This is a genomic window from Pseudomonas sp. DW-iso17, from assembly GCF_058725345.1.
In genome coordinates this window covers 97767-123980 of record NZ_JBZXEA010000006.1, presented here as the reverse complement: position 1 = coordinate 123980, position 26214 = coordinate 97767, and the positions used below count along the sequence as shown (strand labels likewise).

Here is a 26214-nt window from a genome sequence, read left to right as displayed (position 1 = left end):
ATGGCGTGGTCGCAGGCCGCGACCACGCACAGTCAGGTTATTAGTTGATGCGCGGGTGTTGCTGTACCAGGTTTTCCCGCTTGGTTTGCAGCGCGGCAATCTCGGCATCGATGTCTTCGATTTTCTGCTCGATATTGTCGTGATGCTCCTGCAGCAGCTCCTTGGCTTCTTCCATGTCGGAAGCCGCCGGGGCCGCGCCACGCAGGGGCTTGTTGGCGGTTTCCTTCATGGTCAGGCCCGTGATCAGGCCAACCACCGCAAACACCATCAGGTAATAGGCGGGCATGTACAGGTCGTTGGTGCTCTCCACCAGCCAGGCCACGGCGGTCGGCGTAACACCGGCGATCAGTACCGAGACGTTGAAGGCGCTAGCCAGGGCGCTGTAGCGCAGGTGGGTGGGGAACATTGCCGGCAAGGTCGACGCCATCACACCGATAAAGAAGTTCAGCACCACCGCCAGAATCAACAGACCGCCGAAAATCAGGCCGGTCTTGCCACTGGTGATCAGCATGAAGGCCGGGATCGACAGGAACAGCAGGCCAATGCTGCCGGCGATGATGAAGGGCTTGCGGCCGATCTTGTCGCTGACAAAACCAATGAACGGTTGCACGAACAACATGCCGACCATGATCGCGATGATGATCAGCACGCCGCTGTTTTCGGCATAGTGCAGGTTGTGGGACAGGTAGCTCGGCATGTAGGTGAGTAGCATGTAGTAGGTCACGTTGGTGGCCGCGACGATACCGATGCAGGTCAGCAGGCTGCGCCAGTGCTTGGTGGCGATTTCCTTGAACGAGACTTTAGGGCCGTGGCTCAGGCCTTCGCGGTCACCCTGTTCGAGTTTGTCGACATGCTGTTGAAACGCTGGGGTCTCTTCCAGTGCGTGGCGCAGGTACAGGCCGATGATGCCCAGGGGCAGGGCGAGGAAGAACGGCAAGCGCCAGCCCCAGGCCTCGAATTCTGCTTCACCGAGCACGGTGGAGATCAACACCACCACACCCGCGCCGAGCACGAAACCGGCGATGGAGCCGAAGTCCAGCCAACTGCCAAGGAAACCGCGCTTGCGGTCCGGAGCATATTCAGCCACGAAAATCGACGCGCCGGTGTACTCGCCGCCCACCGAGAAACCCTGGGCCATTTTGCACAGCAGCAACAGGATCGGGGCCCAGATGCCAATGGAGGCATAGCCGGGGATCAAGCCGATGGCAAAGGTGCTCAAGGACATGATCACGATGGTGGCGGCCAGGACTTTTTGCCGCCCGTACTTATCGCCCAGTGCGCCGAAGAACAGGCCGCCCAACGGGCGAATCAGGAAAGGTACTGAGAAGGTGGCCAGCGCTGCGATCATCTGCACGCTGGGGGAAGCGTCAGGGAAGAACACCTTGCCCAGCACATAGGCGACAAAGCCATAGACGCCAAAGTCGAACCATTCCATGGCATTGCCAAGTGCGGCGGCGGTGATCGCCTTGCGCATCTTGTTGTCGTCGACAATGGTGATGTCTTTCAATCCGATGGGTTTGACGCGTTTTTTACGTAGTTTCATGCGGGCCACTCAAAAGCTGAACAGGGGAGGTGCCATCGCTACGATGGCACCGCTCTGTCAGTTCAGATACAAGTGGACACGAAATAATTCACCGCTTTGTGTATTTTTTCTCACGGGGGTAAAAATGCCGGGTTCTGGAGGCCGAAGCATGGCTATTGGCAAAACAGATCAAATGTGGGAGCTGGCTTGCCTGCGAAAGCGGTGGTTCAGTCAAAGATTCAGTGACTGACACACCGCCTTCGCGAGCAAGCCCGCTCCCACAGGGGATCTGGGCCAGGCGCAGGTTTTGTGGGTAGTACATGACCCATGTGGGAGCTGGCTTGCCTGCGAAAGCGGTGGTTCAGTCGAAGATTCAGTGACTGGCACTCCGCTTTCGCGGGCAAGCCCGTTCCCACAGGGGATTTGTGCCAGGCGCATAACCGATGTGGAAGTTGTCGAGCCCCGGCGAGGCTGCGAAGGCGGCGGTACTGTTGGCAGTTGTGTTGCCTGGACTGTCGCCATCGCGGCCTCGCTAAAGCTCGAGCGCTCCCACAGGGGAATTGTCATTGTTAGTCAGGCAAAGCAGGGAAGTCATTTAAATGCCAAGCAGTCATTCACGCCTTACCTACCGCCAACCACGGGCCGCAGACGTTCAGCGATTGTTCGCGATCTTCGGTGATCCACAGACCAACTTGTTCAATCCTGCCGGCCCGCTGCCCAACCTAAATGCGGCACAACGGCTATTGGATCACTGGATTCAACAGTGGGCGTCCCACGGTTACGGCTGGTGGGCGATTGCCTGCAAAGAGAGCCCCGAGCACATCATCGGGTTTGGCGGCATTGCGCCACTTAACTACCTGACGCAGCAGCGCATCAACCTTGGCTATCGCCTGGCCGTCGAGGCCTGGGGGCAGGGGTATGCCACTGAACTGGGGCGGGATGCCCTGGCGCTGGCGTTTGACACGCTATCTCTACCGGAAGTCTTCGGGTTAGTGCGACCCGATCATGCTGCGTCGATCCGCGTATTGGAGAAGCTCGGCATGCAACGTTTTGGCCTGCTGGATGATGTACCCGGCCAAGCGCCCAGCCTGGTGCTCAGGGTTTGTCATCCTACAACTGCACAAGCCTGACATTTTCCTATTCCGCGTAAATCCTCGATAAGCGGCAATCTTTGCGATTGACACTGCGTGGGCGTCTCGTTATAAAACTCGTAGTTGTACGACGACATATGACGTTACATATGTCCTACCTAACAAAAATAAAAAGTGATGCCATGAATCTGAACGAGCCCATCAGTGCCCTTCGTGTCGGCCAGGCGGTCGGCAGCTATCGCTGGACGATCTGCGCGATGTTGTTTTTCGCGACCACGGTCAATTACCTCGACCGCCAGGTGCTCAGCCTGTTGGCACCACAACTGTCGACGCAGTTTGGCTGGAGCAACACCGACTACGCCAACATCGCGGCGGTGTTCCAGTTCGTCTACGCCATTTCCATGCTGTTTGCCGGGCGCTTCGTCGACAGGATCGGCACCAAGGCCGCCTATGTGGTAGCCATTGGTATCTGGTCCACCGGCGCGATCATGCATGCGTTTGCGGTGCCGATGGGCGAGGGTATCGCAGCCGTCAGTGGTGCCATTGGCCTGGCGGTGATCCCGGTGTCCATTGCCGGTTTCATGCTCTCAAGGGCTGTGTTGGCGATTGGCGAAGCGGGTAACTTCCCGATCGCGATCAAGGCCACTGCCGAATATTTCCCCAAGAAAGAACGCTCCCTGGCCACCGGTATCTTCAATTCCGGCGCCAACGTCGGCGCGATCCTGGCGCCGATCTGTGTCCCTCTGATTGCCGGCCTGTGGGGTTGGGAGGCGGCGTTTATGGTCATCGGCATGCTGGGTTTTGTCTGGGTAGCCGTGTGGGCCGCCGTTTACGAAAAACCGGAACAGCAAAAACGCCTGTCACCTGAGGAACTCGCCTACATCCGCAGCGACCAGACCGTACAACCGTTTACCCCGGCACCGACGGGCACCGCAGGAAAGAAAGTCTCTTGGTTCAAACTGTTGACCTACCGCCAGACCTGGGCGTTTGCCTTCGGCAAGTTCATGACTGACGGCGTGTGGTGGTTTTTCCTGTTCTGGCTGCCCACCTACCTGTCTGCCCAATACGGCATGAAAGGCGCCGATATCGTGATGCCGCTGGCGGTGCTGTACAGCATGACCATGGTCGGCAGTATTGGCGGCGGCTGGTTCCCCAGCTACTTCATGGCGCGCGGCGATGCCCCCTATGACGGGCGCATGAAAGCGATGCTGGTGATTGCGCTGTTCCCGCTGGTGGTGTTGCTGGCGCAGCCGTTGGGTTACCTCAGCTTCTGGGTGCCGGTGTTGCTGATCGGTGTGGGCGCTTCGGCACACCAGGCGTGGTCATGCAACATTTTCACCACCGTGTCCGATATGTTCCCGCAGAAAACCGTGGCCTCGGTGGTCGGCATTGGCGGCATGGCCGGTGGCCTGGGCGGCGTGCTCATGACCAAGATCGGCGGCTGGGTATTCGACTATTACAAGTCCATCAACGACATCCATACCGGCTACATGATCATGTTTGCCATCTGCGCCCTGGCTTACCTGGTGGCCTGGAGCGTGATGAAGGCGCTGGTGCCGCGCCACAAGGAAATCACTGACCTGTAACGCCGCCTAGAAAGGTCATCAAGGCAGCGACGATGACCTCGGGCGCGTCCTCTTGCACCAAATGCCCCGCACGCGGGACGCGCAGGTAGCGTGCACCTAATCTACCTGCGAGCGCGTCGCCCTGTGCCACGTTGATCCATTGGTCTTCTTCGCCCCAGAGCAGTTGCACCGGGCAACGCAGCTCGGCGAGCCGCTCTTCAATCTGGTCGGTATAGCGCTGGTCCATCTGTGCAATCTGGCGATAGAAGGCGGGCTGGCCTACCTCGCCTGTCCAGGGCGTGACATAGGCGTGCAGCACCTCGGCAGGCAGCGGCGTGAAGGCGGCGCCCTGTAGATAGGCACGCACAATCGCCTCATGGATATAGGCCGGCGCGTCGCTGAAGGCCTGTTCATGGCGGCGCACATGCTGCACCAGCGGCGAACCCCAGGGCGCCATGGCGACGGGGTCGATCAAGGTCAGGCTGGCATAGTCGCAGCCATCAAGCAGATGCGTGCGCAGGGCCGTGGCGCCGCCAAAATCATGGGCGAGCACATGGGGGCGTTCCAGGCCCCAATGGTGTAGCAGGGCGGCGAGCAACAGGTTTTGCACGCCCAGAGACACGTCCTGGCCCGGCGCCTGTTCAGACTGGCCATAGCCAAGTAGGTCGTAATAGAACACGCGGTACTGCTGGGTAAACAAGGGCGCGATACGCCGCCACACATGGGAAGAGAACGGCGTGCCATGCACCATCACCAGCGCCGGCCCCTGGGTACCCAGCTGGCCCCAGCGCACAGTTTGATTGCGAAAGTCAAAGGTGTGGGGCAGTGCCAGTGCGTCGTTTGAATGGGTCATGGTTGAATCTCCCCGAAGGTCTGATGGGTTGTGGCGGGTTTTGCCTGCGCCAGGAGGGTACGAACCGCCATGACCACACCGACGAGCACGGCAGCCAGGCCCACGGCTTCCATTGGCGTCGGCCAGCGCCGGTGAAAGCCTAGACCGAGCAGGCTGGCGAAGAGTGATTCCAGGGCAATCAATTGGCCACTCAGTACCATGGGCAGGCGCCGCGTTGCCGCGTTCCAGGCCCAGGCGCCGACCACCGTGGACATCACCGCGATGCCCAGGCTCCAGGCATACAGCGGCCATGCCTGGTTCCAGCCCGCGCCAAGGGTCGGCAACCGGAACAAGCCCAGCGTGTATAGCCACGGCAGCAGGCACAGCGCCGCGCCGCCTGCGCCTACCAGCATCAAGGCGGTCCACAGGTCGGTTGCGCGGGCAGGCAGGCGTGCCAGTTGCTGTTGATTGATGACGCTGAACCCCAGCCACACGGCCACTGCGCCCAAGGAGAAACACAACCCCGCCAGCCAGGAACCGGTGCCGGAGGCGGGCAGGTGGAGGCTGCTGACTGTCGCCAGCAACAGCCCCACAGTGAGGCAGGACAACGGCATCACCAACTGGCGCCATTGCAGGGTCTTGTGACTGGCGTTGCCTATCAACGCCAGTAGCACCGGGACCATGCCGACAAACGCTGGCGTCAGCACCGGGCCGCCGAACATCACACCGCCAGCAATGCACACGCCATAACCGAGGCAACCCAGTGCGCCCAGTGCTGCGGCGAGCAGGCACTGGCCGCAGCTGAGTGCACTCAATTGCGCCCTGCACACCATCATCCCGGCGATGCCCAGCCCACCGGCCATCAGGAACCGCACGGCCATCAAGTCGTAGAGGCTGTAGACCCCGGTGACGTAGGGCGCAATGAAGTTCAGCGCCCAGCCCAGGGTGGCGACAACGGCCAATATCACACCGGTAAAGAGTGAGGCGCGGGCGGTGGTCATCAGGCTGCTCCATGAAGTGAGGGAGTCATGGTGCCCAGCGCGGCGGGTGTGCTACAAACGAGTTTTCAGCCTTGGATGCATAACCACAGATTATGAATGCACTTGGCAAAACCTTACCGCCGCTGGCCAGTTTGTTGCCGTTTGAAGCGGCGGCGCGCCTGGAGAGTTTCTCCAAGGCGGCCGATGAATTGCACATTACTCAGGCGGCTGTCAGTCGGCAGATTCGCGGGCTGGAAGACAACCTGGGGGTCAAGCTGTTTTGTCGGCGCAACCGTGGGGTGTTCCTGACGCAAGAAGGGCGTGAGCTGGGGCGGGTGGTCAGCCAGGCCTTGCAGAGCATCAGTGAGGGCGCGGTCAGCCTGAGAACATCGCCCCAGCGCAATCGCGTGGTACTGCTATGCCAGCTATGCGAGGCGTTCTATTGGTTGATGCCGCGTCTGGCGACCTTCCACCAGCAATACCCGCAGATCGAGATCCAGGTGGTGACCTGTACGCGGCCGATCACCCAGTTCGACGGGCATTTCGATGTGGCCCTGCAAAGTACCCGGCGCGCCAGTGGCAGCCATACGCTGATGTTTACCGCCTCCGACGAGGTGTTCCCGGTGTGCAGCCCCGGCTACCTCTGCCCGGAACAACCGTTAGCGCTGACTGAATTACAGCCCTGCACATTTCTGCACCACAGCTCCGAGCCTCCGCACTTAATGGAATGGGATGAGTGGCTGCAGATGTTCGGCCACACGTTGGCCAGGGATGCGCGCAGTGCCACCTTCGACAGCTACCCGCTGATGTTGCAAGCCGCCGTGGAAGGGCACGGTATCGCCATGGGGTGGCGTCGTACCGCAAGCCGGCTGATAGAGAGTGGGGCGCTGGTGCGGCCCTGCGCAGAAAGCGTGTTTTTGCCCGAGGCTATTTCGGTCTACAGGCAGCAAGGGGCGGGCAGTCGGGAGGAGGTCACGGCGTTGTTGGCCTGGCTTGACGCACAATTGCAAAGTGACGGCTGACAGGGGCGTCGCTGCCCCTGTCATCTGCGGTTATTGGTTACGCGTGACGCGCCAAATCGTATTGGCCAGGTCGTCGGCAATGATCAGCGCGCCTTTCGGGTCTACCGTCACCCCCAATGGACGCCCACGGGTCTTGCCATCGTCGCCGCGAAAGCCGGTGGCAAAGTCGATGGGCTCGCCCGCCGGTTTGCCGTTGCTGAACGGCACGAAGATCACCTTGTAGCCCACTGGGTTGTCACGGTTCCAACTGCCGTGCTCGCCGACAAACGCGCCGTCAGCGAATTTTTCACCCATGGCGGGGATGGAAAAATCCACGCCCAACGCGGCCACATGGGAGCCCAGGCTGTAATCGGGTTTGATCGCGGCAGCCACCTTGGCCGGGTTCTGCGGTTGTGCGCGGGGGTCGACGTTCTGGCCCCAGTAGCTGTAGGGCCAGCCGTAGAAGGCACCTTCACGCACCGACGTCAGGTAGTCTGGCACCAGGTCGGGGCCGAGTTCATCGCGCTCGTTGACCACGGTCCACAGTTGCCCTGAGCCCGGTTGGATGGTCAGCGCCGTCGGATTGCGCAGGCCCGTAGCGTAGGGCTTATGCGCACCGGTGGCGGCATCGATCTGCCAGACCATTGCGCGGTCGATCTCCACTTCCATGCCGCGTTCGGTGATGTTGCTGTTGGAACCGATGCCCACATACAGCTGACGCCCGTCGTCACTGACGGCCAATGACTTGGTCCAGTGATGGTTGATCTGCGCCGGCAGGTCGGTGACTTTGACGGGCGGGGCGCTGGCCTTGGTCTGGCCGTCGGCGTAGTCAAAGCGCACCAGTGCGTCCTGGTTGGCCACATACAGTTTGCCGTCGGCGAATGCCAGCCCGTAGGGAGCGTTGAGGTTGTCGGCGAATACCGTCTTGAGTTCATAGGTGCCGTCACCGTCGGCGTCACGCAGCAGCGTAATGCGGTTGCCGCCCTTGACCTTGGTGTTGCCCTGGGCCTTGATCACACTGGCGATCACGTCCTTGGGCTTGAGCTTGGCCGCACTGCCGCCACGGCCTTCGGCCACCAGGATATCGCCGTTGGGCAGCACCAGGGTCTGGCGCGGGATCGCAAGGTCGGTGGCGATGGCGGTGACGCTGTAGCCTTCGGGTACCTTGGGCTTTTGATCGCCCCACGGCGTGGGCTCGGCAATCTTCATGCTCGGCAACAGGCTGCTTTGTTGTTCGGGCAGCTTGGGATCAGGGCCGCGCGCCTGGGTCTTGTCACCTTCGCCGCCACAGGCACTCAGCAACAGGGCGGCGCTGAGCAGGGTCAGTGTGTTGAGTGGTTTCATCGGGCAGCTCCTGAGCGCAGGTTGGTCAAGCCGATCCAGGTGGCGACAATCGCCAGCACGGTGACGATCGCCGACAGCACCAAGCCAGCAGGCATCATGGCGTAGGCATCCTTGGCATGTTGAAAGGCGTTCACCAGCCCCAGCACCCAAGTGCCCAGCAACAGCAGGAAGTACGCCACCGGGCGCCCGCCCTTGTGTTCGGCGCGCACCAGGTTGACCAGTGCAAACAGCAGGGCAAAACCACAGAACACCAGCGCCCCGGCGATCAGCCAGGAGGCAAAATTGGCCCATTGGATCTGGTAGGTCTGGCCGTAGGCGATATCACTGAGCAAGGCCCCGAGAAACAACGGCACGGTGCCGGCAAGCAAAGTCCCGTGCAACGGCCCAGGCCTGACGACGGGGTAAGTGGAGAGGGTAGTCATGTTGGTGGCGGCTCCTTATCGTTCTGCACCCTGGGCTCAGGGCGCGCTGACTTCGCATAGGAAAGGAGCATGGCATTTGCAAGAAAGTTCACTGGGAGGGCGTGTCGAGGTGTGTTTCGATCCGGCGTTCCCCTGCATATGCATAGGTATCTACACAATTTTGGTGCGACGCTGAACCTGTGGCGAGGGAGCTTGCTCCCGTGACGGCCTGACAGCCGGCGTCGATCTAACTAACGCGCCGCGATTCAAATGTGGGAGCTGGCTTGCCTGCGAAGGCGGCCTAACAGTCAACACAGTTGGACCGGGTACATATCCGTTATTTAGGTAACGGCCACCTAGGGTTCCGCCCTGACGGCGGCTCACTTTTGAAAAGCGCAAAAGTAAGCAAAACGCTCTTGCCCCACCACTCGGCACCTCGCTTGGGCTCGGTGTGCCCGTAATCCGCCAGTGATTTGGGGGGCCGCCGCCACGCGCCATCCATGGCGCGTGGCGGCTAAACCGGCATACCCCCCAAATCCCTGTCGAATTCCGGCCAACGTGGTTTAACGGGGCGCCTGAGATCAAGATCACAAGCAGAGCAAGAGCGGCTCGCTTCGCATCGTGGTTACCGTCTGCTGCTACAGCCCACAACGTTATATAGATACCTATGCCTGCATATGTTTACCACAGCGGCTATATGACTCATTCTTCCTGGCCCGACATGAGGAATCGCGTTATGCCCACCCTGCATCTGCTCTGCGGCAAGATCGCCGCCGGCAAGTCCACACTCGCCAAGACCCTGGCCGCCGAGCATGGGGCCATTGTGCTCAGTGAAGACCAGTGGCTGGCCAATCTCTATCCCGGCGAGATCCAGAGCATTGCCGACTACCTGCGCTGTGCCCAACAGGTTCGTGGGGTACTTGAGCCGCTGGTGATCAATCTGTTGGCGTGCGGCGTCAATGTGGTGCTGGATTTTCCGGCCAATACCCTCGCCAATCGTCAATGGTTACTCGGCCTGGCCCAGGCAGCCAAGGTGCCGCACTGCCTGCATTACCTGGAGCTGGACGATGCCACCTGTCGTGCGCGCCTGCATGCGCGCAACGCTCGGGGTGAGCATGATTTTGCCGCCACCGATGCCGAGTTTGACCTGATCACTCGCCATTTCAGTGTGCCGAGTGAAGAGGAAGGGTTGGTGATTGAGGTGCATCGCCCGTGACTACCCAAAAATCTGCTGGCATCGATGCCGACGGCTATATCCTCACCGTCGTCGATGGGCCTATACAACCCCAGTTCCAGCCCCTGCTGACGGACATCTGCGCTACCTTGTCCCGGCCTGAGCTGGGGCTGCACGGGATTTACCTGTATGGCAGCATCGCACGGGGCGAAGGTGAGATCGGCATTTCTGATCTTGACCTTTCCCTGATACTGGTGGAGCCACCGGATGCGCCCGTGCTTGAACAGTTGGAGTCAGCCCGACTCGCCTTGGAGCAACGGCATCCGAGCGTCACCAAGATCGACTTCGACATCGGCCACTGCGCCCAGGTGTTGGCGCCCGAAAACCGAAACAGTTGGGGCTTCTGGCTCAAACATCATTGCCGCTGTCTCTGGGGCGAAGACCTGTCACTGCACGTCGAACCGTTTCACCCGTCCCGCGCCATCGCCCTGGCGGTCAACGGCGATTTTGAACAGGCGCTCACGACTTACCTGGTGCGCATTGAACAGGCCAGCCCTGAACACACGCGGCTTGGCCTGCAGCGGGAAGCATCACGGGCCTTGATCCGCGCCACCCACACCCTGCGAGCGGAAGATGCGCAAACCTGGCCGCAAACCCTGGAAGACTACGTCGGGCTGTTTGTTCAGCATTACCCGACCATGCGCGTGCAAATCGCCTACTTCCTGTTTGAGGCACGCAACCCGAGCGCCGAGGGCGAGGCATTTACGACACGCCTACGGACGTTTCTGAGCTGGATGGTTTCGGCTTTTATAGAAAGGAATCAATCAGATGCGTGAACGCAAAGCCGCACGATTACTGGTCATAAACCCTGCGCAGCAAGTGTTGCTGTTTCGCTTCGTGCATAAAGACGGCGCCCTGGCCGGCCAGGATTACTGGGCCACGCCGGGCGGTGGCGTGGAGGCCGGGGAGAGCTTCCACAGCGCCGCGATTCGTGAGTTGCGCGAAGAGACTGGGATCACGGTGAGCAGCGTCGGGGAATGTGTAGCAGAGCGCGACGTGACCTTGATGCTGCCCTGCGGCGAAACGGTGCTGGCGGTTGAGCGGTACTTCGTTGTGCATGCGCCCAGCGAGGCGTTATCCAGGGCCGAGTGGACGCTACAGGAGACCCAAGTGATGGCGGATCATCGCTGGTGGTCGGCAGAAGCGTTGCGCGCCACGAGCGATACGGTATGGCCGCAGGCGTTACCGCAAATGCTGGAGGATGCCGGGGTGTTTTAACCGTCCAGGCCGGCAAGCGGTCGCCATCGTGCGTTTGCCCTGATGCATGTCTGCATTGCTCATTAATGACTGGCCAGGATTTCACTCGTTTGGAACACCCTTGCATAGTCCATCGCCAAGTTACTGAGCGACAGTGCATGCACATCCTCTGCGGCCCACAGCCGCCCCGACAAGTCGGTTTGATCGAAGGTAAAACACGCATCCGCCGCCACGATCACGTCGAACCCCAGGTTGCCGCCCGAGCGTGCGGTGGATTCCACTGAATTGTTGGTGATGACCCCGACGATTACCAACTGCTGGATCGAGCGCAGGTGCAGCCAGCGCTCCAGGCCCGTGGCGCTGAACGCATCTGGTACGTTTTTTTCAACCACATGCTCCTGGGCCAGGGGGTGCAGCGCATCCTGGAACTCACAGCCGGGCTGGCCTGGCCGGAACACTGAAGCGGCAGAGCGGGAGATATGCCGCACATGAATGATCGGGCGTTGCGCCTGGCGCCAGGCATTGAGCAATTGCTGTATGCGCAGCTCGGCGTCTGGGTTGTTGCGGCGGCCAAGGGTGGGATCGGCCATGCCTTTTTGCATATCGATGATCAACAATGCGGCGTTAGTCGCTATCGGTTCCATGGCCTGTCCTGGCAGAGGTGAACATTATCTAACTGGTTGGAAGTTAGCACCGATCGGCAGCCCATACGCAAATCCCTGAGACTTCCCGGCGAAACGCTTCATAATGGCGGCCAATTTGTTTAGCTCGTTATTCTGGTGTGCCCGCATGGAAATTAAGGTCAACTTTCTCGACAACCTTCGGCTTGAAGCCAAGTTCGATGACTTCACGGTCATTGCCGACCAGCCCATCCGCTACAAGGGCGACGGTTCGGCACCGGGGCCATTCGACTACTTCCTGGCTTCGTCGGCGTTGTGTGCGGCGTACTTTGTGAAGTTGTACTGCCAGACGCGCAATATTCCCACCGAGAATATTCGCCTGTCGCAGAACAACATCGTCGACCCGGAAAACCGCTACAACCAGATTTTCAAGATTCAGGTCGAATTGCCCGCAGACATCTCCGACAAGGACCGCCAAGGCATCCTGCGTTCCATCGACCGCTGCACCGTGAAGAAGGTGGTGCAGGCCGGGCCGGAATTCGTGATTGAGGAAGTCGACAACCTCGACGCCGATGCCCAGGCGTTGTTGATGCCCAACTCCACGTCCGCAGCGGGCACCTACATTGCCGGCAAGGACCTGCCGCTGGAGCAGACCATCGCCAACATGTCGGCGATTCTCGCGGGCCTGGGCATGAAGATCGAGATTGCCTCGTGGCGCAATATCGTGCCCAACGTGTGGTCGCTGCATATCCGCGACGCCCATTCGCCGATGTGCTTTACCAACGGCAAAGGCGCGACAAAAGAGGGCGCGTTGGCGTCGGCGCTGGGTGAGTTCATCGAGCGCCTGAACTGCAACTTCTTTTACAACGACCAGTTCTGGGGTGAGGATCTGGCCAACGCGCCGTTCGTGCATTACCCGGACGAGCGTTGGTTCCAGCCGGGCCCCAACGATGAGCTGCCGAGTGAAATCCTCGATGCCTACTGCCTGAAAGTCTACAACCGCGAGGGCGAGCTGCGCGGTTCACACCTGTTCGACACCAACTCCGGCAACGAAGCCCGTGGCATTGTCTCCCTGCCGTTCGTGCGTCAGTCCGATGGCGAGGTGGTGTATTTTCCGTCCAACCTGATCGAAAACCTCTACCTGAGCAACGGCATGAGCGCGGGTAACACCTTGGCCGAAGCCCAGGTACAGTGCCTGTCGGAGATTTTCGAGCGGGCGGTGAAGCGCGAAATCATCGAAGGCGAATTTGCGCTGCCGGACGTCCCCGCCGAAGTGCTGGCCAAGTACCCGGGCATCCTGGCGGGCATCGAAGGTTTGGAAGCTCAGGGCTTTCCGGTGCTGGTCAAGGATGCCTCCCTGGGCGGTGAATTCCCGGTGATGTGCGTGACCTTGATGAACCCGCGCACCGGCGGCGTGTTCGCCTCGTTCGGCGCGCACCCCAGCCTGGAAGTGGCGCTGGAACGCAGCCTCACCGAGCTGCTGCAAGGCCGTAGCTTCGAAGGCTTGAACGATCTGCCGCAGCCGACCTTCGAAGGCCAGGCGGTCACCGAGCCGAACAACTTCGTCGAGCACTTTATCGATTCCAGCGGCGTAGTGTCGTGGCGCTTCTTCAGTGCCCAGTCGGATTATGAATTCGTCGAGTGGGACTTCTCCGGCCAGGGCGAAGACTCCAACGCCCAGGAAGCCGCCACGCTGTTCGGCATCCTCGAAGGTATGGGCAAAGAGTCGTACATGGCGGTGTATGAGCACTTGGGCGCTACCGCCTGCCGCATCCTGGTGCCGGACTACTCGGAAATCTACCCGGTGGATGACCTGATCTGGGACAACACCAACAAGGCGCTGTTTTTCCGCGAAGACATCCTCAACCTGCACCGCCTCAGCGAGGATGAGCTGCAGGCGTTGGTCGAGCGTCTGATAGAAAGCGAACTGGACGACTACACCGATATCACTACGCTGATTGGCATTGAGTTCGATGACAACACCGCGTGGGGCCAGTTGACCATCCTGGAGCTGAAACTGCTGATATTCCTGGCGCTGAAGCAGTATGAAGAGGCCAAGGAATGCGTAGAGATGTTCCTGCAGTACAACGACAACACCGTTGAGCGCGGCCTGTTTTACCAGGCGATGAACGCGGTGCTGGAGATGGAACTGGATGAGGACCTGGAACTGGCTGACTACGAGGCCAACTTCCGGCGCATGTTTGGCAACGAGCGCATGGACGCGGTGATCGGCTCGGTCGACGGCAGTGTGCGCTTTTATGGGCTCACGCCGACGAGCATGAAGCTGGAAGGCCTGGACCGGCATTTGCGCTTGATCGATAGCTACAAGAAGCTGCATGCGGCACGGGCCAACATTACCCAAGCCTGATACACACTGATCGTTCCCACGCTCCGCGTGGGAATGCAGCCAGGGACGCTCTGCGTTCCCAAGTGTGACGCAGAGCGTCACCGAATGCGTTCCCACGCAGAGCGTGGGAACGATCATGGCGGTTAAATGTGGGCCAAGGCCTGAGCCAGATCGGCGCGCAAGTCCTCCACATCCTCAACCCCCACCGACAACCGCACCAGCCCATCGCCAATCCCCAATTGCGCTCGCGTCGCCGCCGGGATGCTGGCATGGGTCATGATCGCCGGGTGCTCGATCAGGCTTTCCACGCCCCCCAGGCTCTCGGCCAGGGCGAAGATCTTCACGTTTTCCAGAAAGCGCGTCGCGCCGGCCAGGTCGCTGTTCAAGTCCACTGAAATCATCCCGCCAAAGCCGCGCATTTGCTGCTTGGCCAGGTCGTGCTGTGGGTGGGATTGCAAGCCCGGGTAGTGAACCCGTGACACTTGCGGCTGTTGCTCCAGCCAGGTGGCCAGGTCCAGGGCATTGCTGCAATGGCGCTCCATGCGCAGCGCCAGGGTTTTTACCCCGCGCAGGGTCAGGAAGGCATCGAACGGCCCGGCGATGGCGCCGATGGAGTTTTGCAGGAAACCCAGGCGTTCGGCCAGTTCAGCGTTGTCACCGACAACAGCGATACCACCGATCACATCAGAATGCCCATTGAGGTATTTGGTGGTGGAGTGCACCACGATGTCGAAGCCCAACTCCAGCGGGCGCTGGATCCAGGGGCTGGCAAAGGTATTGTCGGCCACGCAGATAATCCCGCGGGCACGGCAGATGCGGGCCACGGCGCGCAGGTCGGTCAGGCTCAGCAGCGGGTTGCTTGGGGTTTCGACCCAGACCATGCGCGTGTCGTCCTGCAATGACGCTTCAAACGCCGACAAGTCGCTGAGGTCGACATAGCTGAAGCGGTGCCCGGCACTGCGCTGGCGCACTTTGTCGAACAGCCGGAAAGTGCCGCCGTACAGGTCATTGCCCGAGACGATATGCGCGCCAGCATCCAGCAGTTCGAGCACGGTGGAGATCGCCGCCAGCCCCGAGGCAAACGCAAATGCCTGGCTGCCGCCTTCAAGGTCGGCCACGCAGCGTTCCAGGGCGAAACGCGTGGGGTTGTGGGAGCGGCCATAGTCAAACCCCTTGTGTACGCCGGGGCTGTCTTGCAGGTAGGTGGAGTTGGCGTAGATCGGCGGCATCAGCGCGCCCGTGGTCGGGTCGGGTGACTGCCCGGCGTGGATCACACGGGTGGCAAACGCGCTTTTATCGGGCTGGCTCATGCAAGGGATCTCCGTAGGTGGTTAAGCAGGTCGACGCGGGTGATCAGGCCATGAAAGCCTGAGGCGTCGGCAATGATGGCGACCAGGCCGCGATCCAGTTCAGCCTGCAGTTCGGCCAGGCTGGCGTTGGGGGCCAGGGTGTGCAGGGTGTTGGTCATGGCGCTGGCGACGGTCATGGAAAAATCTGCGGCGTCGTGGTGCAGGCCCAGCAGGATGTCGGACTCGTCGATCACCCCCACCAGGGCCTGGCCATCGACCAGCACCGGCAGTTGCGACACGTCCGCCAGGCGCATGCGCTGGAAGGCGGTGAGCAGGGTGTCGTCGGGGCTTACGCTGATCACGCGGCCGTCTTCGAAGCGGCGCGCGATCAGATCGCGCAGGTCGCCGTAGTGTTTGTACTGCAGCAGGCCCGCGTCGTTCATCCACTGGTCGTTGTAAACCTTCGACAGGTAGCGCGTACCGGTGTCGCAGACGAAGGTGACCACGCGCTTGGGCTCGGTTTGCTCGCGGCAGTAGCGCAAGGCCGCGGCGAGCAGGGTGCCGGTGGATGAGCCGCCGAGGATGCCTTCGGCCTTGAGCAATTGGCGGGCGTGGTCGAAGCTGTCGGCATCGCTGATGGAGTAGGCGTGGCGCACGCTGGACAGGTCGGCGATCGAGGGGATGAAGTCTTCGCCTATCCCTTCAACGGCCCAGGAACCGGGAGTTTCCAGGGTGCGGCTGCGGCTGTATTCGGCCATTACCGAACCGACCGGGTCGGCCAGCACCATGGCCAGTTCGGGTTGCACGCGCTTGAAGAAACGCGTGAGGCCGGTGAGGGTGCCGGCCGAGCCGACGCCTACCACAATCGCGTCCACATCGTGCTGGGTCTGCGCCCAAATCTCCGGCGCGGTACTGGTCTCGTGGGCCAAGGGGTTGGCCGGGTTATTGAACTGGTCGGCGAAGAACGAGCCCGGAATACCTTTGGCCAAACGTGCCGCCACGTCCTGGTAATACTCGGGGTGGCCCTTGCCCACATCGGAACGGGTGATATGCACCTCGGCGCCCATGGCCTTGAGGTGCAGCACCTTTTCCGTGGACATCTTGTCGGGCACCACCAACACCACCCGGTAACCCTTGGCCCGGCCCACCAGCGCCAGGCCCAGGCCGGTATTGCCGGCGGTGGCTTCAATGATGGTACCGCCCGGGCGCAAGCGACCGTCGCGTTCAGCGGCGTCGATCATCGCCAGGCCGATGCGGTCCTTGATGGAACCGCCGGGGTTTTGCGATTCAAGCTTGAGAAACAGCGTGCAGGGGCCGGTATCGAAGCGGCTGACCTTGACCAGCGGGGTGTTGCCGATCAGTTCAAGTACGGCAGGGCGTGAAGGCGTGGGCATGTCGTCTCCTGGTTACGGGATGGACGTAGGGCGGGGGGCAGCAAAAAAACAGCATGGCTTGGAACATAGGCCGGTATCGCCCGTGTCGCAACCGGGCGTCCGTTGTATGACTTTTTTTGCCGCATGGGAGAGGGCGCGCAATCCAGATGTGGGAGCTGGCTTGCCTGCGATGGCGGTGGTGCAGTTGGCATTTGCGCTGCCTGACCCACCGCCATCGCGGCCTCGCTAGGGCTCGAGCGCTCCCACCGTTCAGTTCCCGGCAATGGCGGCTTCGATGGCAGCGATGTCGATCTTGGTCATGGTCATCATCGCTTCAAATGCACGCTTGGCGACGGCAGGATCTTTACTGGTAACTGCTTCGACCAACACCCGCGGCGAGATCTGCCACGACAGCCCCCACTTGTCCTTGCACCAACCGCAAGCGCTCGCCTGCCCACCGTTGTCGATGATGGCATGCCACAACCGGTCGGTTTCCTCCTGATCCTCGGTAGACACCTGAAAGGAAAACGCCTCACTGTGCTTGAACAGGGGGCCGCCATTGAGGCCCACGCAGGGGATACCCAGTACGGTGAATTCCACAGTCAACTCATCACCCTGCTTGCCGGATGGGTAGTCGCCAGGCGCACGGTGTACGGCCTTTACTTCGCTGTTGGGGAAGGTCTGCGCGTAGAAGGTCGCTGCCTCCAGGGCATCGCCGTTGTACCAGAGGCAAATCGTATTCTTGTTGTTCATCGCAAGGCTCCTCGGGTTGAAAGGTGCATGAAGTCTAGACGAACAACCTGCACGCTACTCAGGCTTGCACCGTCTCCCGGCCAGCGCGTGCGTCGGCCCGCCGCGAACGCCAGCTCAGCCCCAATACCATCAGCAAGCCCAGGCCCGCCATCAGTGCGCCTGCCAGGGAAATGGCCGGGTAGCCCAGCCCGGCATTGATCACCGCGCCACCCAATGCCGCACCAATCGCATTGCCAAAATTGAACGCACCGATGTTCATCGCCGAAGCCAGGTTAGGCGCGTCTTTGGCGGCCTCCATCACCCGCATCTGCAGCGGCGGCACCAGGGCAAAGCTGGCAGCGCCCCACAGCAGGATCGACAACGCGGCGGGCAGCGGCCATTGCATAAGCACCGAAAAGGCCAACAGCACGGCAATCAACACCACCAGCGAGATGATCAAAGTGCGGTCCACTGAGCGGTCCGCAGATTTGCCACCCCACACATTGCCCAGGGTGAGCCCGATTCCGAACAGCACCAGCATCCCGGTGACGAAGTTGGTCGAAGCATGGGTGACATCCCGCAGAATCGGCGCGATGTAGGTGAATACCGTAAACATCGCACTCGAGCCCACCACGGTCAGGGCCAGCGCCGCCAGCACCGGCCCGCGACCCAGCACACGGATTTCCGCCATCAGCCCGCCGCCTTTGGGCGCCGGCGCATTGGGCAAGGCCCACCACAGCGCCGCCATGACCACCGCGCCAAGCCCACTGATGCCCCAGAACGCGGTACGCCAACCAAAGTTTTCGCCAAACCAGGTCGCCAGAGGCACGCCGCCAATGGTTGCGAGGGTCAGCCCCATGAACATCGCCGCCACAGCGCCCGCGCGCTTCTCGGGCGCCACCAGGCTTGCGGCCACAATTGAGCCAATCCCGAAGAACGCTCCGTGATTGAGCGACGTCACCAGCCTGGCGATCATCAGCGTCTGGTAGTTGCTGGCCAACGCCGACAGCAAATTACCCAGGGTAAAAATCGCCATTAGCCCGATCAGCAGATAACGGCGGGGCACCCTGGCCGTCGCCAGGGTCATGATCGGCGCGCCAATCAACACGCCCATGGCGTAGGCGCTTACCAACAGCCCCGCAGCGGGAATGGAGACATCAAGATCAGCGGCGATACCGGGCAACATGCCCATAGGGGCAAACTCTGTGACCCCGATGCCAAAGGCACCAACGGATAATGCTACAAGGGGGGGATTGATACGCATGGGTGACTCCTCATCTGTGAGTCAAATGCTACAATCCTGCCTTTTGCAGCAGTAGCCCTTGGTTGGGAACTACAGCTTTGCGCAGGAGGCACAAATGGACATCGGCGGGCGTTCGGGAGAGATGGAAGTGTTCACCATGGTCGCCGAGCACGGCAGCCTGTCGGGCGCGGCCAGGGCGTTGGGGCTGACCCCATCGGCCATCAGCCGCATCATCACCCGCACCGAACAGCGCATCGGCACCCGCCTGCTACTGCGCACCACCCGCGCCATCACCTTCACCGCCGAAGGCGAAGCCTACCTGCGCGGCGCCCGACGCATCCTCGCCGACATGGCCGAAGTCGAAGACGCCATCACCGACCAGGGCGCCCCACGCGGACGCCTGCGCGTCAGCGCCGCACTGGCCCACGGCCGCATGACCATCGTCCCCCTGATCGCCGCCTTCAGCGCCCGCTATCCCGCCATCGTCGTCGACCTGATGCTCGGCGACGAAGTCGTGGACATCCTCGGCGGCCAAGCCGACGTTGCCATCCGCTTCGGCCCCCTCGCCGACAGCCCCCTGACCGCTCGCCTTATCGGCTCTACCGGGCAGGTTATCGTTGCTTCACCGGAGTACCTGGCACGGCATGGCACCCCCGTGACGCCGCAGGATTTACTGCAACACAACTGCCTGCGCTTCAACTTCCGTAGGGCGGCGCCGGATTGGCCGTTTCGGGTGGAGGGGCGGGAGTTTTCGTTGAAGGTGGCGGGGACGATTGAGGGGAATAGTGGTGAGGCATTGGCGCAGTTGGCGAAGCTGGGGGCGGGGGTGGCGAGAATAGGGGCGTTTAGTGTGGTGGAGGAGGTGAGGCGGGGGGAGTTGGTGGTGTTGCTGGAGGAATTTAATCCTGGGGATGTGGAACCGATTCATGCGGTGTTTGTGGGGGGAGGGGCGATGCCGGCGCGGGTTAGGGCGTTTGTGGATTTTTTGGTTGAGAGGTGTGGGGGTTGAGGGGCGGGATTTTTGGGGAGGAGGGGGCTGACCGGCGGATTTCGGCCCAACGCTGCCCCTCACCACGGGCCACAATCGGCCAAAACGAAACGACCTTGAAAACTCCATGAGTCTTAAAATTTGAACAACTAATTTTTGGCTAGTCATTTTTTCTCCTACCGAAATAAGCGCTTGAGAAATTAGCCAGATACCAGTAAGTCAGCGCAAACCCATACCCCAAAAATATAGATATCCCAGTGGAATAGATCACTTGAATGAACGTTGACTCATAGATGCACATCCTCGTGCAATTGGGCTCGGTCGGAGGCGTAAAGGTAAAGAAAAATAGTCCAACGCAAATCATCACCACTCCTGGTAATGCTTTCAGATGACGCCTCCACCCGGTAAGTGAACCAACATACATTTCCTGGTAGGGCTTCCATCGCGCGATAAGAAAGGCGTAATAAAAGCTAAACATCCATGCCAGTAAAAATATTAATTGTGTGGCTTGAGGAAATGACGATTTTTCGGACCAAACGTTAATCGACGAAATAGTGGCTCCGGCGATCGTGGCAAGCTCCGCCACCCATTGAACCCCCATAACGTCCCCACTGTATCCTCCAAAAACTATTACAGACGTGAACAATAATGGAACCCAAACCATCCACCTTTGGTAAAAAGCATCTCGGGCAATTTCCCGTACAAGCTTCGATGTTGATGGATTATGCATACGCCCTCCTTGGCCGCCTTATCAATGTTCTCGGTCGTCGCGTAGGTGTTCGTTCATTTCGCTGCCAAAAGCGCAAGGGCAGAGAGGTTAATGCTAGCCTGTGCCTGGGCAACGAGTGCGGACATTCTTATGAGAGGGTATTTCAGCAGACACTGTATTTGAAAATTCGACGAGCGCTGTAAACACGACAGTGGCAGAAAAACCCTTTTCATTTTCCAGCTCCATCACAAAGAAAAAAGTATTTCTTCAGCGTAGTTTCCTCCCGAAGGTAGCGCCACTTCGTGACCCCTGTACGGCGGGTGGTTTGAGCGCGACGGGACTTTGAATACCCTCGTTGAGCAAGCACGAATCATGCAGGCTTTTTAGGGGCCACGATGGACCGCTTTTGGCCGTTTGCAGCCAATGAGTCAACGCAAGGTTGTAACTGGCACGGATGGACCAAAGCTCATACACCGCCCACTCGCGTTTTCGTTCCAGCCTGCCCGCAAGCGCATTGCCTTGACCTCCTTACCTGTTCCACCTTGTTCATGACCTTTTCCCACACTGTCGCGTGTTTTAAGCTTGCTGAAACGTTTCATCGAGTTTATAAATCGCAAACAACTCCAATAAAGGCCACCGCCATGACCCCACTAAAACTCCTCGTTGCCCTCAGCGCATTCTCTGCCGCCTCCCACGCCATGGCCTGGGATTACGTGCTGCTAGACACCGACAAAGCCGCCCAGAACTGGCAGGTCACCAGCCAGCAACTCGGCATCCAAACCGATAAGCCCTTCAGCGTTACCCTGCGCACCCTGCACGGTGGTCGGCAGGAGGGCGTGAGCATCGTCGATATCGATAACGGCACGATGAAGCTCTCGGTAGTGCCGACACGTGGCATGAACGTGTTGCAGGCGTCGGTCGGCGATGTGCGCATGGGCTGGGATTCGCCGGTCAAGGAAGTGGTCAATCCGTCCTTCATCGAGCTCAATGGCCGTGGTGGTCTGGGTTGGCTGGAGGGTTTCAATGAGCTGGTTACTCGCTGCGGCTACGAATGGGTCGGGCACCCTGGTATCGACAACGGTGAGCTGCTGACCCTGCACGGTCGGGCCGCGAATATTCCTGCGAATAAAGTCACCCTGCATATCGATGAAAAGCCGCCGTACGCCATCACCCTGCGCGGCGAGCTGAAAGAGCAGGCGTTCAAGAAGGTCGATTTCTCTGTTGCGACCGAACTGGTCACCGAGCCTGGCAGTGTGGTGTTCGCCCTCAACGACACGCTCACCAACAATGGCGATTATCCGAAGGAATACCAGGCGCTGTATCACAGTAACTTCAGCACGCCGTTCCTGGAGCAGGGCGCGCGTTTCGTTGCGCCGGTGAAGCAGGTGTCGCCGTTCAATGACAAGGCCAAGGGCGAACTGGCCGACTGGCAAACCTATCGCGCACCGACCAAGGACTATGACGAAACGGTTTACAACGTGGTGCCGTATGCCGATGCCAAGGGCGATACCTTGACCGTGCTGCATAACAAGGCCGGCAGCCTGGGGGTTTCGGTGGGTTTCAATACGCAGACACTGCCGGTGTTTTCGCTGTGGAAGAACACTGATACCCAAGGGCAGGGCTATGTCACGGGGTTGGAGCCGGGGACGAGTTTTTCCTATAACCGTCGTTATCAGCGGCCACTGAACCTGGTGCCTACGATCGGGGCGAAGGAACATAAGCAGTTCCGTATCAGCTACAGCTTGTTGGCGGATAAGGCGGCTGTTGAAAAGGCCTTGAAGCAGGTCAGCGAGATTCAGGGTGGGCGGGAGACTGAGGTGCGGCAGACGCCTTTGGTGGATCTGACCAAGGAGTGACATGGGCTGGAGCCTTCGCGCGGGCCCCGGCGTTCTTCATCGACGCCGGAACCCGCGCCCTGCAACTGTCATCGATGGGCATGCATACTGGAATAACCGTATTTCAGGAGCCTATCCGTGATTCGCAGAGCATTACCCGCCGACGCGAAGGCCATTGCCCAGGTGCATATCAGCAGTTGGCAAGACGCCTACCGTGACCTGATGCCCGCCCAGTTCTTGAGCGGATTGCAAGTAACGCTTGCTCGGCGCGAAGCCCATTGGGCTCGCTCGCTTGCCTCGGGTGAGTCGACGGTATGGGTTGCCGAGGTGGGCCAGCAGATTGTCGGCTGGATATCCGTTGGCGCCAGCCGTGACGAAGACGCCGTGCAGGCCAATGCAGGTGAGGTCATGGCCATCTACGTGCTCGCCGAGCATTGGCACTCCGGCGTCGGGCTGGCCTTGTGGAATGCCGGCCTGCAAGACCAGTTGGCGCAAGGCTATGAGCGTTTAACGCTGTGGGTCTTGGCCGGTAATGAACGGGCTATTCGATTTTATCGCCGGGCGGGGTGTGTCGAGGAGGCAGGGACTGAGCGCCATCTTGAGAGGGGCGGTGTGGCGCTGGTGGAGGTGAGGTATGGTTTGCGGTTGAGATAGCATAGGTATCTACGCAACTTGGGCATTAGTGGGATCGTCGTCGGCTGCCCGGCCGCCTTCGCGAGCAAGCCCGCTCCCACATTGGTCATGCATTGCCGTCAAAATCAGTGCCTGGCACAGATCCCCTGTGGGAGCGGGCTTGCCCGCGAAGGCGGTGTGTCAGTCACTGAATTTTCAACTGAACCACCGCCATCGCAGGCAAGCCAGCTCCCACATTTGGATCGCGGGGCACAGCTCGATCGGCGTCGGCTGCCAGGGGCGCTCCCACCGCGGTTACGCCCTGCGCGCAGTCAACAATACCGCCGCGGCCGCTGACAACAAACCTGCGCAGCAGCGATTGAACAGGCGCTTGCCCTTCGGCTCGGCAAACCAGCGACGCATATGCAGGCCCATATAGGCGTAGGCACTGATGGCGACCCATTCCAGGGCCAGGAACATCACACCCAGCAGGGCAAATTGCGCGGTGATGGGTTGGCCGGGCACCACGAATTGCGGCAGGAAGGCGGTGAAGATCAGGATCGCTTTGGGGTTGCCCGCCGCCACCAGAAACTCCTGCCGCGCCAAGGCCCACAGGCCCACCTTCCTCGTTGCGGTGTTCACCGGCTGCTGCGGGTCTGCGCGCCATAGCTGATACGCCAGGTAAAACAGATACGCCGCGCCGAGAATCTTGATCCCGTAGAACAACAACTCCGAGGTTTGCAGTACCACCGCCAAGCCAGCGGATGCGAGGGCGATCATGCCGGCGAAGGCCAGCAGGCGGCCGAGACCGGCGAGGCAGGAGGTGCGGTAGCCATAGCGGGTAGCATTGCTCACGGATAGCAGGTTATTGGGGCCGGGGGCCATATTCAGGGCGAAGCAGGCGGGGAGGAAGAGGGCGAGGGTGGCGAGGTCCATGGCGGCTCCGGGTTGGCAGGTCGGGAAGTCTTGAGGATAAACAGATGAAGCGCGGTTTAACACTCCGTGGCCGGGCTTCTGGCCCCGCGAGCGCTTCAGGTGTCCGGATTGGATGAACGCTTGGCCTCAGGGGTTGCGGCAAATAACCGATCGGCGATTTGCCGGCCCCGTTCCAAGCCTTCCTGCGTCAGCCAAATGGACTTGTTTTTGTTCACCGGATTACTGATAAAACCTTGCTCGTGAAGCCGGTTCATTATTTGAAAGTCGTGGCCTTTCCATGAGTTGCCGTTATCAAAGCTGAAGGTGGTCAGCAGGGCAAGTACGGCTTCCTCAATCAGTTTTTCGTCGTATTCCATAATGGGTACTCCGTTTGGATTACACAGACCCTGTCGAGCCTCGGGGCCTTGCGGTTCAAGAATGCATGCAGTCACGTGCTTGAGCGATTGCAAAAGCTTTTTTAGCCGACTTGCCGACACCTATCAATAACCCTCAAGTTTTTAACAAAGGTTTACACCGGTCACTGCGTCTATTCGGTATGGTTTTTCAGTGACTTGCACAACTTGGTAGAACGTCGATGCAGTTCCTTGAACACCCACTGGACCCGCAGCTCATCAACATCCGCCGGCTGTTTCCAAGCCCATTGGCCAGCATTCAGTTTCCCGACGCGAAAAGGCTGAATACTGAGCTCAAGGCCCAGATTGCCCAGCGCATGGCAGACGACGTTTACGGCACGCAGCGCAGCAATGCCGGAGGTTGGCAGTCGGCCGGTGATTTTGCGCAGTGGGGCGGGGAGGCCTGTGAAGCCCTGGTGAGGTTTGCCACGCAGTTCGCCACCCAAATGACCGTCGTGCACAGCGAGCAATATGGGTTCATCGAGCCCGGCTTCGAGTGGAAGGTCAACGCCTGGGTCAACGTGAATGAGGCGGGCCACAGCAATGCACTTCACGGCCACCCTGGGGCGTTTTGGTCCGGTGTTTATTGGGTCGATGCCGGTGGCCGCGAGGATGACCCGGCGGTGGGCGGCGACCTGGAGTTCCTGGACCCGCGCGGCATGGTGGCTTCGACCTATAACCCGGCCCTGCGCATGCGAGTAGAAGACTGCCTGACTGCTGGGTTCAGCAGCACCTGCGCCGCCGCCACGGGCACATTCGTGATGTTTCCGTCGTGGTTGATGCATTCGGTACGCCGCTTTGAAGGCACACGGCCGCGAATCTCCATTGCCTTCAATTTTGGTGCCTGAACGCTCAAGTCAGCGATGCAACACTCCACACCGCTAACTCATACCCATCCGGATCGGTGAAGTGGAACCGGCTGCCACCGGGAAACGAAAACGTCTGGCGGGTTATCACCGCACCCAGCTGTTGAAGCCGCTGCTGCACACTGTCCAAGTTATCTGCGTACTTTTCATTCACCGATAGGGCCTTTGTGATTAGGCAATATCTCTGGACACTGCATCCAGCCAAGGTGTGCTTATCTTTGTCGGGGGTCACTCTAGAATGGCGGCGTACTTCTCCCAATTAAAGGAATGTTGTCATGCCTAATCATTCAATCAACGGCAAGGTTGCACTGATCGCGGGTGGTGCGAAGAACCTCGGAGGGTTGATCGCCCGCGATCTGGCCAAGCATGGCGCCAAGGCTGTGGTCGTGCACTACAACAGCGCCTCCAGCCAGGCTGACGCGAACACAACCGTTGCCGCAATCGAGGCGCTAGGCGCGAAGGCTGTCGCTTTGCAAGCGGACTTGACCACGGCGGGGGCGATGGAAAAACTCTTCAATGATGCCGTCGCGGCAGTTGGCAGGCCGGACATCGCGATCAATACCGTGGGCAAGGTGCTGAAAAAGCCAATGGCTGAAATCACGGAGGCGGAGTACGACGAGATGATGGCCGTCAATTCCAAGACTGCGTTCTTTTTTATCAAGGAAGCCGGCAACCACCTCAATGACAATGGCAAGATCTGCACTATCGTCACTTCATTGCTGGGCGCTTTCACCCCCTTCTACGCGGCGTATGCCGGCAGCAAGGCGCCGGTAGAGCAATTCACGCGGGCGGCGGCGAAGGAGCTGGGCGTTCGGGGGATTTCGGTCACGGCAGTAGGGCCGGGTCCCATGGACACGCCGTTCTTCTACCCGGCCGAAGGTGAGGATGCGGTCAGTTACCACAAGACGGCTGCTGCGCTGTCGCCGTTCTCGCGCACGGGCCTGACAGATATCGAGGATGTGGTCCCGTTCATCCGTAACCTGGTCAGTGACGGGTGGTGGGTGACGGGCCAGACAATTTTGATCAATGGCGGCTACACCACCAAGTAAACGGTTAACGCGCTGGCGCAGACGTGGTGAGCGCCGATCGATCCGTGCCCCCCGAG

24 protein-coding genes and 1 pseudogene are annotated in these 26214 nt (G+C 60.2%); 12 read left to right on the top strand and 13 right to left on the bottom strand.

Features of this window, described 5'->3' with window-relative positions; all coding sequences use genetic code 11:
- Positions 1-40 precede the first annotated feature (40 nt).
- Positions 41-1543 (bottom strand): glycine betaine/L-proline transporter ProP, encoded by a 1503-nt coding sequence (gene proP / locus AC4PS6_RS05600; protein WP_014718644.1) that lies wholly within the window; start codon positions 1541-1543, stop codon positions 41-43.
- A gap of 578 nt (positions 1544-2121) precedes the next feature.
- Between proP and AC4PS6_RS05595 the strand changes: the two genes are divergently transcribed.
- Complete coding sequence (locus AC4PS6_RS05595) at positions 2122-2652, top strand: GNAT family N-acetyltransferase (RefSeq protein ID WP_032872378.1); 531 nt, start codon at positions 2122-2124, stop codon at positions 2650-2652.
- A 143-nt stretch (positions 2653-2795) separates the two neighbouring features.
- The gene (locus AC4PS6_RS05590) at positions 2796-4199 is read left to right on the top strand and encodes an MFS transporter (RefSeq protein ID WP_336827294.1); all 1404 of its coding nucleotides are present in this window, start codon (positions 2796-2798) and stop codon (positions 4197-4199) included.
- Here the strand turns inward: AC4PS6_RS05590 and AC4PS6_RS05585 are convergent.
- Both AC4PS6_RS05585 and AC4PS6_RS05580 read right to left on the bottom strand, forming a co-directional pair.
- On the bottom strand, positions 4186-5031 hold the full coding sequence (locus AC4PS6_RS05585; protein WP_201914881.1) for an alpha/beta fold hydrolase: 846 nt from the start codon (positions 5029-5031) through the stop codon (positions 4186-4188). The genes AC4PS6_RS05590 and AC4PS6_RS05585 overlap by 14 nt on opposite strands.
- Complete coding sequence (locus tag AC4PS6_RS05580) at positions 5028-6011, bottom strand: EamA family transporter (RefSeq protein WP_014718640.1); 984 nt, start codon at positions 6009-6011, stop codon at positions 5028-5030. Before AC4PS6_RS05580 ends, AC4PS6_RS05585 begins: the two co-directional genes overlap by 4 nt.
- 92 nt (positions 6012-6103) lie before the next feature.
- Here AC4PS6_RS05580 and AC4PS6_RS05575 point away from each other — a divergent pair, with 92 nt between their 5' ends.
- Positions 6104-7012: a LysR substrate-binding domain-containing protein gene (locus AC4PS6_RS05575; protein WP_336827293.1), complete on the top strand. Its 909-nt coding sequence runs from the start codon at positions 6104-6106 to the stop codon at positions 7010-7012.
- Positions 7013-7042: 30 nt separating this feature from the next.
- Here the strand turns inward: AC4PS6_RS05575 and AC4PS6_RS05570 are convergent, their stop codons facing one another.
- Both AC4PS6_RS05570 and AC4PS6_RS05565 read right to left on the bottom strand, forming a co-directional pair.
- On the bottom strand, positions 7043-8335 hold the full coding sequence (locus AC4PS6_RS05570; protein ID WP_336827292.1) for a PQQ-dependent sugar dehydrogenase: 1293 nt from the start codon (positions 8333-8335) through the stop codon (positions 7043-7045).
- On the bottom strand, positions 8332-8757 hold the full coding sequence (locus tag AC4PS6_RS05565) for a DUF2231 domain-containing protein (protein ID WP_054921373.1): 426 nt from the start codon (positions 8755-8757) through the stop codon (positions 8332-8334). Before AC4PS6_RS05565 ends, AC4PS6_RS05570 begins: the two co-directional genes overlap by 4 nt.
- A gap of 715 nt (positions 8758-9472) precedes the next feature.
- Here AC4PS6_RS05565 and AC4PS6_RS05560 point away from each other — a divergent pair.
- Genes AC4PS6_RS05560 through AC4PS6_RS05550 form a run of 3 tightly spaced genes read left to right on the top strand, consistent with a single transcriptional unit; the run spans position 9473 to position 11188 of the window.
- Entirely contained in the window at positions 9473-9952 is a 480-nt protein-coding gene (locus AC4PS6_RS05560; protein ID WP_014718636.1) for a P-loop nucleotide/nucleoside kinase family protein, read from the top strand.
- Complete coding sequence (locus tag AC4PS6_RS05555) at positions 9949-10746, top strand: nucleotidyltransferase domain-containing protein (protein ID WP_336827291.1); 798 nt, start codon at positions 9949-9951, stop codon at positions 10744-10746. The genes AC4PS6_RS05560 and AC4PS6_RS05555 overlap by 4 nt, the downstream gene beginning before the upstream one ends.
- Positions 10739-11188, top strand: coding sequence for an NUDIX hydrolase (locus AC4PS6_RS05550; protein ID WP_014718634.1), 450 nt, complete (start codon positions 10739-10741; stop codon positions 11186-11188). The genes AC4PS6_RS05555 and AC4PS6_RS05550 overlap by 8 nt, the downstream gene beginning before the upstream one ends.
- 62 nt (positions 11189-11250) lie before the next feature.
- Here AC4PS6_RS05550 and AC4PS6_RS05545 read toward each other — a convergent pair whose 3' ends face one another.
- On the bottom strand, positions 11251-11811 hold the full coding sequence (locus tag AC4PS6_RS05545) for a cysteine hydrolase family protein (protein WP_014718633.1): 561 nt from the start codon (positions 11809-11811) through the stop codon (positions 11251-11253).
- A 145-nt stretch (positions 11812-11956) separates the two neighbouring features.
- On the opposite strand from AC4PS6_RS05545, the gene AC4PS6_RS05540 reads away from it, so the two are divergent.
- Positions 11957-14155 (top strand): OsmC domain/YcaO domain-containing protein, encoded by a 2199-nt coding sequence (locus AC4PS6_RS05540; RefSeq protein ID WP_020302291.1) that lies wholly within the window; start codon positions 11957-11959, stop codon positions 14153-14155.
- Positions 14156-14277: 122 nt separating this feature from the next.
- On the opposite strand, the gene AC4PS6_RS05535 is transcribed toward AC4PS6_RS05540, so the two are convergent.
- The 4 genes from AC4PS6_RS05535 to AC4PS6_RS05520 all read right to left on the bottom strand — a co-directional run bounded on the left by AC4PS6_RS05535 (position 14278) and on the right by AC4PS6_RS05520 (position 18792).
- Positions 14278-15444 (bottom strand): cystathionine gamma-synthase, encoded by a 1167-nt coding sequence (locus tag AC4PS6_RS05535; RefSeq protein ID WP_014718631.1) that lies wholly within the window; start codon positions 15442-15444, stop codon positions 14278-14280.
- Positions 15441-16817 carry a pyridoxal-phosphate dependent enzyme gene (locus AC4PS6_RS05530; protein WP_336827290.1) on the bottom strand — a complete coding sequence of 459 codons (1377 nt, stop codon included), beginning with the start codon at positions 16815-16817 and terminating at the stop codon, positions 15441-15443. Before AC4PS6_RS05530 ends, AC4PS6_RS05535 begins: the two co-directional genes overlap by 4 nt.
- Positions 16818-17066: 249 nt before the next feature.
- Complete coding sequence (locus tag AC4PS6_RS05525; protein WP_038450311.1) at positions 17067-17549, bottom strand: VOC family protein; 483 nt, start codon at positions 17547-17549, stop codon at positions 17067-17069.
- A gap of 58 nt (positions 17550-17607) precedes the next feature.
- Positions 17608-18792 (bottom strand): MFS transporter, encoded by a 1185-nt coding sequence (locus tag AC4PS6_RS05520; protein ID WP_020302295.1) that lies wholly within the window; start codon positions 18790-18792, stop codon positions 17608-17610.
- A gap of 94 nt (positions 18793-18886) precedes the next feature.
- On the opposite strand from AC4PS6_RS05520, the gene AC4PS6_RS05515 reads away from it, so the two are divergent.
- The 3 genes from AC4PS6_RS05515 (at position 18887) to AC4PS6_RS05505 (ending at position 22957) form a co-directional block, all read left to right on the top strand.
- Positions 18887-19780 (top strand): LysR family transcriptional regulator, encoded by an 894-nt coding sequence (locus tag AC4PS6_RS05515; RefSeq protein WP_072434645.1) that lies wholly within the window; start codon positions 18887-18889, stop codon positions 19778-19780.
- Between the two features lie 1329 nt (positions 19781-21109).
- Positions 21110-22324, top strand: coding sequence for a DUF4432 family protein (locus AC4PS6_RS05510; protein WP_198833082.1), 1215 nt, complete (start codon positions 21110-21112; stop codon positions 22322-22324).
- Positions 22325-22441: 117 nt separating this feature from the next.
- Positions 22442-22957: a GNAT family N-acetyltransferase gene (locus AC4PS6_RS05505; RefSeq protein ID WP_336827289.1), complete on the top strand. Its 516-nt coding sequence runs from the start codon at positions 22442-22444 to the stop codon at positions 22955-22957.
- 273 nt (positions 22958-23230) lie between these two features.
- On the opposite strand, the gene AC4PS6_RS05500 is transcribed toward AC4PS6_RS05505, so the two are convergent.
- On the bottom strand, positions 23231-23851 hold the full coding sequence (locus AC4PS6_RS05500) for a LysE family translocator (protein WP_069868536.1): 621 nt from the start codon (positions 23849-23851) through the stop codon (positions 23231-23233).
- Between the two features lie 95 nt (positions 23852-23946).
- Positions 23947-24207: a DUF6429 family protein gene (locus AC4PS6_RS05495; RefSeq protein WP_032902436.1), complete on the bottom strand. Its 261-nt coding sequence runs from the start codon at positions 24205-24207 to the stop codon at positions 23947-23949.
- Between the two features lie 218 nt (positions 24208-24425).
- On the opposite strand from AC4PS6_RS05495, the gene AC4PS6_RS05490 reads away from it, so the two are divergent.
- Entirely contained in the window at positions 24426-25091 is a 666-nt protein-coding gene (locus tag AC4PS6_RS05490) for a TIGR02466 family protein (protein WP_032902435.1), read from the top strand.
- Between the two features lie 4 nt (positions 25092-25095).
- Here AC4PS6_RS05490 and AC4PS6_RS05485 read toward each other — a convergent pair.
- Positions 25096-25251, bottom strand: a pseudogene (locus tag AC4PS6_RS05485) (VOC family protein); the annotation flags it as partial.
- A gap of 133 nt (positions 25252-25384) precedes the next feature.
- On the opposite strand from AC4PS6_RS05485, the gene AC4PS6_RS05480 reads away from it, so the two are divergent.
- Positions 25385-26158: an SDR family oxidoreductase gene (locus AC4PS6_RS05480; protein ID WP_014718619.1), complete on the top strand. Its 774-nt coding sequence runs from the start codon at positions 25385-25387 to the stop codon at positions 26156-26158.
- Positions 26159-26214 lie beyond the last annotated feature (56 nt).